16 protein-coding genes are annotated in these 13,689 nt (G+C 71.4%); 11 read left to right on the forward strand and 5 right to left on the reverse strand.

The features are described from left to right. Nucleotides 1-85: 85 nt before the first annotated feature. The 3 genes from O7633_RS12745 to O7633_RS12755 all read left to right on the forward strand — a co-directional run bounded on the left by O7633_RS12745 (nt 86) and on the right by O7633_RS12755 (nt 2,097). Nucleotides 86-520, forward strand: a complete 435-nt coding sequence (locus O7633_RS12745) for a hypothetical protein (protein WP_282327975.1) — start codon at nt 86-88, stop codon at nt 518-520. 50 nt (nt 521-570) lie between these two features. Beyond that, nucleotides 571-897 (forward strand): DUF3817 domain-containing protein, encoded by a 327-nt coding sequence (locus tag O7633_RS12750; RefSeq protein WP_282327976.1) that lies wholly within the window; start codon nt 571-573, stop codon nt 895-897. A 210-nt stretch (nt 898-1,107) separates the two neighbouring features. After that, entirely contained in the window at nt 1,108-2,097 is a 990-nt protein-coding gene (locus O7633_RS12755; RefSeq protein ID WP_074477481.1) for a C40 family peptidase, read from the forward strand. Between the two features lie 74 nt (nt 2,098-2,171). Here the strand turns inward: O7633_RS12755 and O7633_RS12760 are convergent, their stop codons facing one another. The 4 genes from O7633_RS12760 to O7633_RS12775 form a co-directional block, all read right to left on the reverse strand. Further along, the gene (locus O7633_RS12760) at nt 2,172-3,161 is read right to left on the reverse strand and encodes a sigma-70 family RNA polymerase sigma factor (RefSeq protein WP_178067778.1); all 990 of its coding nucleotides are present in this window, start codon (nt 3,159-3,161) and stop codon (nt 2,172-2,174) included. Between the two features lie 447 nt (nt 3,162-3,608). Next, a complete protein-coding gene (gene murQ / locus O7633_RS12765) occupies nt 3,609-4,562 on the reverse strand; it encodes an N-acetylmuramic acid 6-phosphate etherase (RefSeq protein WP_282327977.1) in 954 nt (317 codons plus the stop codon). Beyond that, on the reverse strand, nt 4,559-5,473 hold the full coding sequence (locus O7633_RS12770; RefSeq protein WP_074477475.1) for a MurR/RpiR family transcriptional regulator: 915 nt from the start codon (nt 5,471-5,473) through the stop codon (nt 4,559-4,561). Before O7633_RS12770 ends, murQ begins: the two co-directional genes overlap by 4 nt. 223 nt (nt 5,474-5,696) lie before the next feature. Beyond that, a complete protein-coding gene (locus O7633_RS12775; RefSeq protein WP_282327978.1) occupies nt 5,697-6,500 on the reverse strand; it encodes a dTMP kinase in 804 nt (267 codons plus the stop codon). Between the two features lie 98 nt (nt 6,501-6,598). Between O7633_RS12775 and O7633_RS12780 the strand changes: the two genes are divergently transcribed. The 5 genes from O7633_RS12780 (at nt 6,599) to O7633_RS12800 (ending at nt 9,096) form a co-directional block, all read left to right on the forward strand. Beyond that, nucleotides 6,599-7,240, forward strand: coding sequence for a nucleotidyltransferase family protein (locus O7633_RS12780; RefSeq protein ID WP_255378733.1), 642 nt, complete (start codon nt 6,599-6,601; stop codon nt 7,238-7,240). Continuing rightward, nucleotides 7,237-7,533, forward strand: a complete 297-nt coding sequence (locus tag O7633_RS12785; protein ID WP_074477469.1) for a hypothetical protein — start codon at nt 7,237-7,239, stop codon at nt 7,531-7,533. Before O7633_RS12780 ends, O7633_RS12785 begins: the two co-directional genes overlap by 4 nt. A 13-nt stretch (nt 7,534-7,546) precedes the next feature. Further along, complete coding sequence (locus O7633_RS12790; protein ID WP_074477467.1) at nt 7,547-8,320, forward strand: metallophosphoesterase; 774 nt, start codon at nt 7,547-7,549, stop codon at nt 8,318-8,320. After that, the gene (locus O7633_RS12795) at nt 8,311-8,457 is read left to right on the forward strand and encodes a GPGG-motif small membrane protein (RefSeq protein WP_013288160.1); all 147 of its coding nucleotides are present in this window, start codon (nt 8,311-8,313) and stop codon (nt 8,455-8,457) included. The genes O7633_RS12790 and O7633_RS12795 overlap by 10 nt, the downstream gene beginning before the upstream one ends. 147 nt (nt 8,458-8,604) lie before the next feature. Next, complete coding sequence (locus tag O7633_RS12800; protein WP_278128965.1) at nt 8,605-9,096, forward strand: TspO/MBR family protein; 492 nt, start codon at nt 8,605-8,607, stop codon at nt 9,094-9,096. Nucleotides 9,097-9,165: 69 nt separating this feature from the next. Here O7633_RS12800 and O7633_RS12805 read toward each other — a convergent pair whose 3' ends face one another. Next, on the reverse strand, nt 9,166-9,939 hold the full coding sequence (locus tag O7633_RS12805; protein WP_043966153.1) for a M23 family metallopeptidase: 774 nt from the start codon (nt 9,937-9,939) through the stop codon (nt 9,166-9,168). Nucleotides 9,940-10,198: 259 nt separating this feature from the next. On the opposite strand from O7633_RS12805, the gene O7633_RS12810 reads away from it, so the two are divergent. From O7633_RS12810 to O7633_RS12820, 3 genes are all read left to right on the forward strand, one after another. Further along, nucleotides 10,199-11,545, forward strand: coding sequence for an ABC transporter substrate-binding protein (locus O7633_RS12810; protein WP_278128967.1), 1,347 nt, complete (start codon nt 10,199-10,201; stop codon nt 11,543-11,545). Between the two features lie 69 nt (nt 11,546-11,614). Then, the gene (locus O7633_RS12815; protein ID WP_278128968.1) at nt 11,615-12,664 is read left to right on the forward strand and encodes a sugar ABC transporter permease; all 1,050 of its coding nucleotides are present in this window, start codon (nt 11,615-11,617) and stop codon (nt 12,662-12,664) included. Between the two features lies 1 nt (nt 12,665). After that, entirely contained in the window at nt 12,666-13,631 is a 966-nt protein-coding gene (locus O7633_RS12820) for a carbohydrate ABC transporter permease (protein WP_178066202.1), read from the forward strand. The last annotated feature ends 58 nt before the right edge of the window (nt 13,632-13,689 follow it).

The raw sequence follows: 13,689 nt of genomic DNA on the forward strand, positions 1-13,689 counted from the left end.
GGATGCCCACCCGCGCGCCCGGCAAACCCACCGGCACTACGACGCCGCGTCGGAGACGACGTCGCCGACCGGTACCCTCGATGCCATGAAGCGGCTCTGGACACCGGCGTGGATCGCCCGCCACGTGGCCATGGTCGTGCTCGTCGTCGGCTTCCTCGGGCTGGGCTGGTGGCAGCTGTCCCGGGCGGCCGGGGGCAACGCGCTGAGCTGGGGGTACGCGGTCGAGTGGCCGGTCTTCGCCGCGTTCGTGCTCTTCGTCTGGTGGCGTGAGCTGCGGCACACCCTGCGGTCGGCCCCCGGCGACGCGCCGGCCGGGCCGACGACGACCGAGCCGGCCGACCGGGTCGCGGTGGCCACGCCGTCCGCCACCCCCACCGGGGTACGCCGGCCGGTGCGGGTGTCCCGCGCGCCGGCCACGCCGGTCGACGGCGCGGACGACGCCGACCTGGCCGCCTACAACCGCTACCTGGCATGGTTGAACGCCAATCCGGGGGCCCGGCCCGGTGACTATCCCGGCTGAGGCCGGTTCACGACTATCCGGCGCAGGCCGGTTCGGAAGGACGGACGAAGGTGGGCGGAGCCCTTACCCGGTACCGCGTGATCGCCTGGATCGTGGGCGTGGCGCTGGTCGTGCTGGTTCTGATCGGCATGCCCCTGAAGTACGGGTTCGACGAGCCGGCCGTGGTGGCGGTCGTCGGCACCGCGCACGGCTGGCTCTACATGGTCTACCTGGCCGCGACGTTCGACCTGTCCCGCCGGGCGGACTGGCCGTTGAAGCGGATGCTGCTGGTGATGCTCGCCGGCACCGTCCCGTTCGTGTCGTTCTACGCCGAGCGCCGGGTCAGCGGCTGGCTCGCCCCGCAGCCCGCCCCGACGGCGGAGCCGGTGGCCGGCTGAACGCGCCGCGCCACCGTACGTGACCGCCCCTCGCGTACCACTGGGCCGTTCCGCCACGTTCGTCCCTGCTTCACCTGCGGGTAACTTCCGTCCCGCGCTAGGTTGATCAGGCCGGACCGGTCGACCGCCGTCCACCAGGACAGCCCCGGGCCGGTGCCGACGCGGCGTCCACGACGTCGTGCCGGCTGGTGGGAGAGGAGCCCTCCGCTCTTGTCGTCCCTCAGAAATTCGCTGCGCGCACTGGTGACGGCCGGCCTCGTGGCCGCGCTGATCGCCCCGGCGGCGGTGGCTCGGGCCGAGCCGACCCCCGCCGAGCTGACGCGGCGGATCGAGAAGTCCTCGACCGAGCTGGAACGGGTCGTCGAGTCCTACAACAAGCTCGCCGAGGACATCAAGGCGAACAAGGCCACCGCGGCGAAGCTCGCGGCCCGGATCGGGCCGCTGGAGGAGCAGACCGCGCAGAGCCGGGCGGACGTCGGCACGATCGCCGTCACCGCGTACAAGTCGGGCCGGCTGGACGCCGCCAACGCGCTGCTGAGCCCCGGCGGGCCGAGCACCCTGCTGGACCGGCTCGACACACTCGACCAGCTCAGCCGGCAGCGCCAGCAGCGGATCGCCGGCTACACCGAGAACCAGCGCCAGCTGCTCGACCAGAAGGGGCGGCTGGACGCGACGCTGGCGAAGCAGGCCGCGCAGGCGAAGCAGCTCACCGCCAGTCGCAAGCGGATCGAGAAGGACCTCGCCGAGCTGTACGAGATGCGCCGGCAGGCGTACGGGCGGGCCACCGAGCCCACCCCGCCGAAGGCGCGCTCGGGCGGGAAGTCCGGCTCCGGCGAGAAGGCCCCGGCCGTCTCGGGCCGGGCCGGCGCGGCCGTGCGGTACGCGTACGGGGCGCTCGGCAAGCCCTACGTCTGGGCCGCCGACGGCCCGAACGGGTACGACTGCTCGGGCCTCACCTCCGCCGCCTGGCGGGCGGCCGGCAAGTCCCTGCCGCACAACACGCGGATGCAGTGGGGCGTGGTCAGCCACATCAGCCGCAGCGAGCTGCGCCCGGGCGACCTCGTCTTCTACAACAGCCTCGGCCACGTGGCCATCTACGTCGGCGACGGCCAGGTGATCCACGCGCCGACCTTCGGCCGGAACGTGGAGAAGCGGGCCCTGGCCCTGATGCCGCCCTACGGGTACGGCCGGGTCCGCTGACCGCTCCCCGTGCGACGGCGAACGGCCGGCGTCCCCCTATCGGACGCCGGCCGTTCGCCGTCATTACTACCAGCTCAGGCGGCCTGTAGCCCCTCGGCCCGGGCCAGCTCGCGCAGCCGGCCCAGCGCCTGGATCTCCAGCTGCCGGATCCGCTCCCGCGACAGCGAGAACCGCGAGGCGACCTCGGTCAGCGAGTGCTCCCGCCCGTCCTCCAGTCCGTAGCGGGCCCGCATGATGCCGGCCGACCGGTCGTCGAGGTGGTTGAGCAGGCCCTCGATGCGCTGCCGCTCCAGGCCGGTGAGGACGATGTCCTCCGGCGACGGGGCGTCGCTGTCGGCGACCAGGTCACCGAGGTTGGTGTCGCCGTCGTCGCCGACCGGCGTGTCGAGCGACACGGTGTCCTGCGACCAGCGCACCAGCTCGTTGACCCGCTCGACGGTGACGCCGAGGGCCGCCGCGATCTGCTCGGGCTCCGGGTCGCTGCCCAGCTCGCGGGTGAGCTGCCGGGCGACGTTGCGCATCCGGTTGACGTCCTCCACCAGGTGCACCGGCAGCCGCACGGTGCGCTCCTGCTGGGCGATCGCCCGGCTGATCGCCTGGCGGATCCACCAGGTCGCGTAGGTGGAGAACTTGAAGCCGCGCTCGTAGTCGAACTTCTCGACCGCCCGGACCAGGCCGGTGTTGCCCTCCTGGATCAGGTCGAGCATGGGCATGCCCGAGCGCACGTAGCGCCGGGCGATGGAGACGACCAGCCGCAGGTTGGCGCGGATGAAGAGGTCCTTCGCCCGCTCCCCCTCGGCGACCACCCGCGCCAGGTCGTCCCGGGCGACACCGGCGGGAACGCGGTCCGTCTCGAGCAGGTGCTCGGCGTACAGCCCGGCCTCGATCGACTTGGAGAGGTCGACCTCGGTGGCGGCGTCCAGCAGTGGCGTCCGGGAGATCTCGTGAAGGTAGACTCCGACGAGGTCGCGCTCCTCGGCCACCTCGTCGGTTCGCATGCCGATGTTCTTGTCCACGTTGCCCACGGTCCCCTCGCTCGCGCCGGTTGCCCGGTTCCTTGCCATCCCCACGTCCATCAGCCCTCCCCCGTAACTCCCGTCTGTGCCCTCCGGTGCTGACCTGACACCTGCACAACAGTGGAGACGCGTCGGGGATTCCATGTCGTGAGTCGAAAGTGTCACGAATGCCTGAGTAGTAGCTGAGAGCCCGGTCCATGTTTGCTGTCAGCACCCCGAAAAGTGGCTCGCCGTCGACGCCGCCGACGGGTCGGCGGATCGATGGAACGCGCACGCCCCTGGCATGGCACCATCGCCGTCCCGGGGCGCACAGCGACCCGCGTCACCGTCGCGCTGCGATCCTGGTCACCGCCTGATACGCGGCGGCGGACCGGTCGGTTCATCCACGGATGCGGAATACCCTCGACCCGGTTGAACAATCCGTGCCGTGTGGTAAGTCCCGCCGCCGGCCGTTGGTGACCACCGTCACGGTCCACGCCGGCGAAGTCGGGCCGCTCAGGAGGCGAGCAGGTCGAGCGCGCCCCTGACCTGGTGGGCGGCGCGGGCCAGGGCGGCCCGGGCGGCGGGGACCTCGGCCCCGGAGACGAGCGACACCAGGGCGGTCTTGAGGTCGCCGTCGGCCTCGTGCAGGGCCCGCCGGCAGACCTCCTCGGCGCAGCCCGTGGCGTCCACCAGGATCGAGATCATCCGGCCGCGCAGCTTGGCGTTGGTGGCCACCATGTCGATCATGAGGTTCGAGTAGACCCGGCCCAGCCGCACCATGACGGCCGTGGAGAAGGTGTTGAGCACCAGCTTCTGCGCGGTGCCCGCCTTCATCCGGGTCGAGCCGGTCACCACCTCGGGGCCGGTGTCGACCCCGATGAAGACGTCGACCGACCCGGCGGCCTCGGCCTCCGGATTGGCGCAGAGCAGCACGGTCGAGGCCCCCTGGGCCCGGGAGGCGGCGAGCGCACCGAGCACGTACGGGGTGCGCCCGCTGGCGGCCAGCCCGACCACCAGGTCGCCCGCGCCGACGCAGTCGGCCGCCTCGGCGGCCCCGCCCCGGTGGTCGTCCTCGGCGTCCTCGACGGCCCGCCACATCGCCTCCGGGCCGCCGGCGAGGTGGGCGCAGAACCAGTGCCGGGGCGAGTTGAAGGTGGGGGCCAGCTCGGCGGCGTCCAGCACCCCGAGGCGGCCGGAGGTCCCGGCGCCGAAGTAGTGCACCCGGTGCCCGCCGCGCAGCGCGGCGACCGCGAGGTCGACGGTGGCGGCGATCTCGTCGAGGACCGCCGCGACGGCGGCCGGCACCCGCCGGTCCGCCTCGTTGATCACGGCGAGCACGTCCCGGGTGGACATCAGGTCGAGGTCGACGCTGCGCGGGTTGCGCCGCTCGGTGGGCGCGCCCACCCGGACCACCGGGCGGGCGGGGACCGCCGCGACCTCCCCGGGCTCGACGCGCCCGGCCGTCATCCCCGCCTCCGGCCGGGGCCGACCCGCCGGGTCCGCACCGCGTCGGCGGTGACCTCCAGCGCCCGGCGGGCCCGCGCGCGGTTGCGGGCGGCCACCCCGACGAAGAGGCAGTCGACCACGGTGAGCTGGGCCAGCCGGCTGGCCATCGCGCCCGAGCGGTACGTCGTCTCGCGGGCCGCCGTGGTGAGCACGAAGTCGGCGACGTCGGTGATCGGCGAGCGGGGGAAGTTGGTCAGCGCCACCGTGCTGGCCCCCCGGGCGCGGGCCTGCTCCAGCACCTCGATCACGTCGGCCGTGGTGCCGCTGTGCGAGATGCCCACGGCCACGTCGTCCTTGGCGAGCAGGGCGGCCGAGGTGAGGGCGGTGTGCACGTCGGGGAAGTAGAACGCCATGCGGCCGATGCGGTGCAGCTTCTGCTGGAAGTCCGAGGCGACGAAGCCGCTGGCCCCCGCGCCGTAGACCTCGATCCGGCCCGCGCCGACGATCGCCTCGACGACCTGTTCGCAGACGGCGGGGTCGAGCTGCTCGGCCGTCTCCTCCACGGCGCGGGCGTCGTTGAACGCGATGGTGGCGATGATCTGGGCCAGGTCCGCCCCGGGCGGGATGTCGCCGCCGACGACCCGGGCGTCGGGTGGCTCGACCCGGCGGGCGGCCTCGGCGGCGAGCCGGATGCGCAGCTGCGGGTAGCCGTCCATGCCGACCGAGCGGCAGAACCGGATGACGGTCGCCTCGGACGTCTCGGCGGCGGTGGCGAGGTCGGTGATGGTGCGCCGGGCGGCGTCCGCCGGGTCGGCGACCACCAGCCGGGCCACCCGCTGCTCGGCGGGCGACAGCGAGGGGAGCAGGCCGCTGATGTGGACGATCAACCCACCCGGCTCGTGACTCGCAGAAATCTTCGGACTCTTCGCCACGGATGAAACTTACTTTCACCAGGCGCAAGCGTCAACCATGTCTCCACGTATCGGGAAAAAAGTACTCCGGACGTTCACGAGTGTTGCGAAAAGGCTGTCATTTCCGCCGCCCCCGGCGCTTCCCCCGGAGGGGTCCCGCCCCGTGCTGGACGGGGGCGGGCGACCGCCGTCCGGGCGGCGGCGTCCTTCGGTGGGGCAGCCGGGGTGGGCCGGGCGGCCTACGTCAGGCCTGACCCGCCACCAGCAGCCCCGGCCCCCGGCCGGCGTCGTCGACGGGGAGCGCCACCGCACCGGGCGCGCCGGCCGCGGCGGGCGGGGCCTGCGGGGCCGGCGGGGCGGGCTCGGCCGGCGGCGGCCCGGCCGGGGCGGCGGCCCCGGCGGACGGGACGCCCTGGGCCGGCAGCCAGGCGGCCAGGTGGGCCCGGATCTGCCGGGACACCTCCTCGGGCGGCCGGCCGGCGTCGACCACCACGAAGCTGGGGAACTCCGGCAGCGTGCGGTACGCCCGGTCGGCGGCGGTCAGCCAGCCCATCGTCTCGTGGTCGGTGCCGCGCCGCTCGATGCGCCGGTACGCCTCGGCGGGGTCGACCGCGAGGAGGAAGGTGACCTGCGGCGGCGGGAAGAGGCGGTACCCGGCCCGGGCCAGCCGCTCCCAGCGCTGCCCGCCGTGTGCCCGGATGCTGGCGTACTGGCAGGCGGAGTAGCGGTCCATGACGGCAGTGCGGCCGGTGACGAGGCAGCTCAGCAGCGCCGCCGCGATCGCCAGCCAGCGCAGCACGGACTCGACGGCGAGCAGGCCGCGCCGGCCGACGAGGCGCTCGGCGTCGGGACGGCCGAGCCGCTGGGCGACGCGGCCGAGCCAGCGCCGGCCACCGGCGTTGCGGTGGTAGGTCGCGGGGCGGCCGGCGGCGGTCAGCGCCTCGGCGAGGTGGTGGGCCTGGGTGGTCTTGCCCGACCCGTCGATGCCGATCAGGGCAACGGCGCGCAGTCGGGCCCCGCCCCGCCGGTCCCGCAGTGATCTGGCCACCCTCCCCAGACTATCGGACCCACGCTCACCTCCGGTTCTTCGTCCCTTTGCGGCCGGTTCGCACCGCGGGAGGCGGCGCTCAGGTGTGGGCGAACGGAATGCCGGGTACGCAAATCGAATCCGCCTGTCCACGACACGACCGACGGGAGAGCCACATGGCCGAGCGCGGGGACGAGACCCTGGTGCACACGCTGAAGAAGGTCGCCGCCGTGCTCAAACAGTCCGAGATCCCGTTCGCCCTCGGCGGCAGCTTCGCGGTGTACGCCCACGGCGGGCACTCCAGCGAGCACGACGTCGACTTCCTGATCCGGGGCGAGGACGTGGACCGGGCGCTGGAGGCGCTGGTCGAGGCGGGCTTCGACGCCGAGCGCCCGCCCGAGGACTGGCTGGTGAAGGTCTACGACGACGGCCGGATGGTGGACCTGATCCACCGCCCGATCGAGACCCCGGTCACCGAGGAGACGTTCGCCGACACGATCGACCGCCCGGTCGACGCGATCCACATGCCCGTGCTGTCCGCCTCCCTGCTCATGGTGCACAAGCTGCTCAGCTTCTCCCAGCACTACTGCGACTTCGCCCGGGCGCTGCCGCTGGCCCGGTCGCTGCGCGAACAGATCGACTGGGAACGGGTACGCAAGGAGACGCAGCACTCGCCGTACGCCGAGGCGTTCCTGGTGCTGCTCGACCGGTTGGACGTGGTGCCGTACGCCGACGCCACCGAGGAGAAGGAGACCGCGTGAGCGAGCACCGTGACAACGCCGTCGGGACGCCCGCCGTCACCGCCGGCCCGCCCGACGAGTACGTGGAGGCCGAGATCCACCGGCTGCTGGCCGAGGACCCGGCCGTCGCCGAGCAGGGGATCACCGTGGTCCGCCGGGAACGCGGCCTGGTCCTCTACGGCGAGGTGGAGAGCCCGCACCGGCGCGAGGAGATCCTGCGCCGGGTCGCCGAGCGCTTCCCCGACGTGCCCGTGACCAGCGACATCGGGGTGATCCGCACGCAGGCGCCCACGGAAGTCGAACAGTTGCCGTGAGGGAGGTCGGAAGGTGATCCGGATCGCCGCCGTGGGCGACGTGCACCTGGACGAGGACGTGGTGGGCCGGTTCCGGCCCGCCCTGGACGAGCTGCCCGACTGCGCCGACGTGCTGCTGCTCGCCGGCGACCTGACCCGGCACGGCACCGAGGCCGAGGCGCGCTGCGTGGCCCGCGAGTTCGGCGGGCTGGGCGTGCCGGTGGTGACGGTGCTCGGCAACCACGACCACCAGTGCGACCAGGTGCCGCAGGTGGTCAAGGTGCTGGAGGAGGCCGGCATCAGGGTGCTGGAGGGCGAGGGGATCGTGCTGGAGTTCCCCGCCGGGCGGCTCGGTGTGGCGGGGGTGAAGGGCTTCGGCGGCGGCTTCGCCGGGCGGTGCGCCAGCGACTTCGGCGAGCCGGAGATGAAGGCGTTCGTCCGCACCACGAACGAGAGCGCGGAGGCGCTGGGCGCGGCCCTGCGCGGGCTGGACTGCGACCTGCTGGTGGCGCTGACCCACTACTCCCCCGTGCCGGACACCCTGGCCGGCGAGCCGCTGGAGATCTATCCGTTCCTCGGGTCCTACCAGCTCGGGCAGGCCATCGACTCGGCGCCGACCGCGCTGGCCCTGCACGGGCACGCGCACGCCGGCAGCGAACGGGGCACCACCCCGGGCGGGGTGCGGGTCCGCAACGTGGCGCACCCGGTGATCAAGCAGGCGTACAGCATCTTCCACCTGGGAGATCACCTGGACGCCGGAGAGGTTTCCCGGATCGGTCATTCGGGTATTCAGCAGCCATGGAGCTGATTCTCTGGATTCTCGCAGTCGTACTCGTGGTCGCCGGCATTCTCGCGCTGTTCCGCCGGCAGATCCTGTGGGGCATCGTCCTCATCGTCGTCGGGCTGCTGGTCGGCCCGGGCGGGGTCAGCATCTTCAACACTTGATCCCCGACTTCGTCGTATCCACCACCGACCCGCCGGGGTCGTCGTGGCCGGAGCCCCGTCCTCCCAGACAGGGGCCACCGGACAGGACGACCCCGGCGCCATGCCGTCCGGGGTTTGCCGGCGGCGGCCGCCGGGCACCTGCCCCACATGACAGTTTCGGACAGCCTCCGGCGCACGACCGGGAGGCGCGGATGGTGGGCGCTGCTCGGCTTCGGCGCGGCCGTGACGGTCGCCGCCGCCATCGGGGGGCTCGGCGTGCGGGGCACCGCGCAGGAGTACGCGAGCCTGGAGCAGCCGGGCTGGGCGCCCCCGTCCTGGGTCTTCGGCCCGGTCTGGACGCTCCTCTACGCGCTGATCGCGATCGCCGGGTGGCTGGTGTGGCGGCGGGCCGGCTTCGGGCCGGCGCTGTACGCCTGGACGGCCCAGCTCGTGCTGAACGCGATCTGGACTCCGCTGTTCTTCGGCGCCGGCCGGTACGGCCTGGCGTTCGCCGAGATCGTGCTGATGTGGCTGGCCATCGGGGTGACCGTGGCGCTGTTCGCGCGCCTGTCCCGGCCGGCGGCGGCGCTGCTGCTGCCGTACTGGGCGTGGGTCACCTTCGCCGCCGCCCTCAACTTCTCGATCTGGCAGCTCAACTGAGGCGCAAGGAAGGGCCCCCTGTTAACGCTTTCTGTTGCACAGGGGACCCCTCCTAACCGGGCGCAGCGCTCAGCAGCGCGGGACGTTCGGGATGTAGCCGTCGTACCCGGTGTAGACGTACGCGTCGGCGATGTACCGGCCGCTGCCGATCCGGTCCCAGATCGAGCTGGTGCCGTACGTGCCGGTGACCGTGGTGCCGCTGGTCTGGCAGTGGATCGTCACCTTCGTCCCGTCCGCGACCGTGCCGACCGAGGAGTACCCGGTGCCCGGCCCGGAGCGGACGGTCAGCGGGGTGCCGCTGGTGTCGACCGTGCCGGAGCCGGTGCTCGACGAGCAGTTGTTGTCGCTGGTGTACGTCTTCGTGCCCCAGTACAGCGCCAGGTTGCCGTTGAACCGGACCTGGATGTCGTTGCCGTTGAGCCGCTGCTCGTAGTGCAGGTGCGGGCCGGTGGAGCCGCCGGTGCTGCCGACCCAGCCGATCACCTTGCCGTAGCCGACGCTCTGGCCGACCGAGACGTTGAAGCCGTTGAGGTGGGCGTAGTAGGTGGTGTAGCCGCCACCGTGGTCGATGCGGACGTACTTGCCGTAGCTGGTGCCGCCGAGGTCGGTCACCCGGTCGACCGTGCCGGGGGCGCTGGCGACCACCGGGTCGCCCTGGTCGTCGGTGCGGTTGAAGTCGACGGCGTACGCCGGGCTGTGGTCGGAGCGGGTCTGGCCGGACCAGGACTGGCCGCAGGGGAAGGGGACCTTGAAGGTCGGGGCGGCCATGGCCGGGGTCGCCGGCACCAGGGTCGCCGCGATCAGCGCGCCGACCGCCGCGAGGCTGTACCACCGCTTACGCATCCAGCACCTCCGATGTCGATAAACTTCAATCGATTCCCTCCAGCGTGACAGAATCCTGCATCGACCGAAAGGGGTCGCGGCGGGGCGAACACCCCTATCCGTGGGAGCGTGCCCACTACTGGTGAGCCGGTTTCGGGATTGTTACTCGTCCGTGTCCGACTGGGGGTGGACGCGCTCCAATGCAAGCGCTTACATGTGGTGACGCCCATCGGACCGGCGCCGGTTGAACGCGACCGCGCCGGCAAGGAAGGAGAACGGCATGGCGGTCTTTGCCAGACCACGCCAGGCTCTCGCGGTCGCCGGCGTACTGGGGCTGGCGCTCAGCGTCACTGCCTGCGGCACCGGCGACGACAAGAGCAGCGACAAGGCGGACTCCGCGGAGTGTGCGGCTTACGAGAAGTACCAGGGCAACGACGGCAAGAAGGTCACGATCTACTCGTCGATCCGGGACATCGAGGCCGACCGCCTCGACGAGTCCTGGAAGCAGTTCGAGGACTGCACCGGCATCGAGATCGACCACGAGGGCAGCGGTGAGTTCGAGGCCCAGCTCGGTGTCCGGGTCGACGGCGGCAACGCGCCCGACCTCGCCTTCATCCCGCAGCCGGGTCTGCTCAAGCGGTTCGCCGACGCCGGCAAGCTCAAGGCCGCCAGCGCCGACACCAAGGCGATGGCGGAGGAGAACTACTCGGCCGACTGGCTGAAGTACAGCACCGTGAACGGGCAGTTCTACGGCGCCCCGCTCGGCTCCAACGTCAAGTCCTTCGTGTGGTACTCGCCGAAGACGTTCAAGGAGAAGGGCTGGACCGTTCCCACCACCTGGGACGAGCTGATCGCCCTGAGCGACAAGATCGCGGCGGACGGCACCAAGCCGTGGTGCGCGGGCATCGAGTCCGGTGACGCGACCGGCTGGCCGGCCACCGACTGGATCGAAGACCTGATGCTGCGGACGCAGACCCCCGAGGTCTACGACCAGTGGACCACCCACGGCATCCCGTTCAACGACCCGAAGGTCGCCGAGGCGCTCGACAAGGCCGGCACCATCCTCAAGAACGAGAAGTACGTCAACGGCGGCTTCGGCGGCGTGAAGAGCATCGCCACCACCTCGTTCCAGGAGGCGGGCACGCCGATCACCACCGGCAAGTGCGCCCTGCACCGCCAGGCGTCCTTCTACGCCAACCAGTGGCCCGAGGGCACGAAGGTGGCCGAGGACGGCGACGTCTTCGCGTTCTACTTCCCGGCGATCGACCCGGCCAAGGGCAAGCCGGTGCTGGGCGGCGGCGAGTTCGTCGCGGCCTTCGCCGACCGCCCCGAGGTCCAGGCCGTGCAGACCTACCTGGCCTCCGGCGAGTACGCCAACAGCCGCGCCAAGATCGGTGACTGGGTGTCGGCCAACAAGAAGCTCGACCTGGCGAACGTGCCGAACCCGGTCGACAAGCTCTCCGTGCAGATCCTCCAGGACCAGAAGACCGTCTTCCGGTTCGACGGCTCCGACCTGATGCCGGCCGCCGTCGGCGCCGGGACCTTCTGGAAGGGCATGGTCGAGTGGGTCAACGGCAAGGACACCGCCGCGGTGCTCCAGGGCATCGAGACCAGCTGGCCGAAGTGATCTGAGGCGGTGGTCCGGCCCGCCTCGGCGGGCCGGACCACCGGCTGATCCGAACCCGAGGGAGGGTTGATGGAGTTCGACTTCGCCGACGTGCAGCCGAAGTTCCTCATGCTGTTGTACGGGTTGATCGCGTTCGCCGTGGTCGTCGGGGGCCTGCTGCTGCTCCTCGACGCCGTGCCGTCCTGGTTCGCCCGACGCCACGAGGCACAGCTGATCGCCGCCTCGGCAAGCGGGGCTCCACTGCCCCGACGTCGCAAGCCGCGCGAGGGCATGTTCGCGTTCTTCTTCCTGCTGCCAGCGGTGCTGCTGCTCATGATCGGCCTGGTCGTCCCGGCCATCCGCACCACGCTGCTGTCGTTCATGGACGGCGGCAGCCGGAACTGGGTAGGCCTACGTAACTACACCTGGATGTTCTCCGACGACTCGATCGTCCGGGTGCTGATCAACACGCTCGTCTGGGTGCTGCTGGTGCCGCTGGTGGCCACGGCGTTCGGCCTGCTCTACTCGGTCCTGGTGGACAAGGCCCGGTTCGAGTCGGTGGCCAAGTCGCTGATCTTCATGCCGATGGCGATCTCGTTCGTCGGCGCGGCGATCATCTGGAAGTTCGTCTACGCCTACCGGGGCGACGGGCAGGAGCAGATCGGCCTGCTCAACCAGATCGTGGTGAGCCTCGGCGGCGAGCCGAAGCAGTGGCTGCTGGACTCGCCGCTGAACACCCTGCTGCTGATCGTGATCATGGTCTGGATCCAGGCCGGCTTCGCCATGGTGGTGCTCTCCGCGGCGATCAAGGCCATCCCGGCCGACATCGTCGAGGCCGCCCGGCTCGACGGGGTCACCCCGTGGCAGATGTTCTGGCAGATCACCATGCCGAGCATCCGACCCGCGCTGATCGTCGTGGTGGTGACCCTGTCGATCGCCACGCTCAAGGTGTTCGACATCGTCCGCACCGCGACCAACGGCAACTACGACACCAGCGTCATCGCGAACGAGATGTACAACCAGGCGTTCCGGTACGGCCAGAACGGGCAGGGCTCGGCGCTGGCGGTCTTCCTCTTCGTCCTGGTGATCCCGCTCGTGATCTACCAGATCCGCAACCTGCGTCAGCAGCGGGAGGGCTGAGATGACCACTACGACGCCCACGCTCCCCGCCGGGGCACAGGCCACCGGGAAGACCTCCACCACCGCCGGCCGGGTGCGCAAGCGGCTCAACAGCCGCACGGCGACCCTGGTCTCGATCGTCATCGCGCTGTTCTGGACGATCCCCACCTTCGGCCTGTTCGTCTCCTCGTTCCGGCCGGAGGACCAGATCAAGACCACCGGCTGGTGGACGTTCTTCACCAACCCGCAGTTCACCCTGGAGAACTACCAGGAGGTGCTGTTCGGCCGCTCCTCCTCCTCGGGGCAGCTGGCCAACTACTTCGTCAACTCGCTGGCGATCACCATCCCGTCGGTGCTGTTCCCGATCGCGTTCGCGTCCCTGGCCGCGTACGCGTTGGCCTGGATCAACTTCCGGGGCCGGGACTGGGCGTACATCGCGATCTTCGCGTTGCAGATCGTCCCGCTCCAGATGGCCCTGGTGCCGTTGCTGAGGTTCTTCTCCACCGGGGTGAGCCTCGGCGGGGTGACCCTCATGCCCGCCTGGGACCTGGTCGACGAGCAGAAGTTCGTGCAGGTGTGGTTCGCGCACACCTGCTTCGCGCTGCCGTTCGCCGTCTTCCTGCTGCACAACTTCATCGCGCAGCTCCCCAAGGACCTGATGGAGGCGGCCCGGGTCGACGGGGCCACCCACCCCAAGATCTTCCGCACCATCGTGCTGCCGTTGATCACCCCGGCCCTGGCGGCCTTCGGCATCTTCCAGTTCCTCTGGGTCTGGAACGACCTGCTGGTCGCGCTCATCTTCGCCGGGGGCAGCAGCGAAACCGCACCACTGACCGTACGGCTGGCCGAGATGGCCGGCACCCGGGGCAACGAGTGGCAGCGGCTGACCGCCGGCGCGTTCGTCTCGATCGTCGTACCGCTGATCGTGTTCCTGTCGCTCCAGCGGTACTTCGTGCGTGGCCTGCTCGCCGGCAGCGTCAAGGGCTGACTCGCGACCGCCGCCGCCCGCGTCCCCGGGCGGCGGCGGTCCGGGCCGGAGCGGGGTA

The sequence above is a fragment of the Micromonospora sp. WMMD712 genome, assembly GCF_029581295.1.
Lineage (GTDB): Bacteria > Actinomycetota > Actinomycetes > Mycobacteriales > Micromonosporaceae > Micromonospora > Micromonospora carbonacea.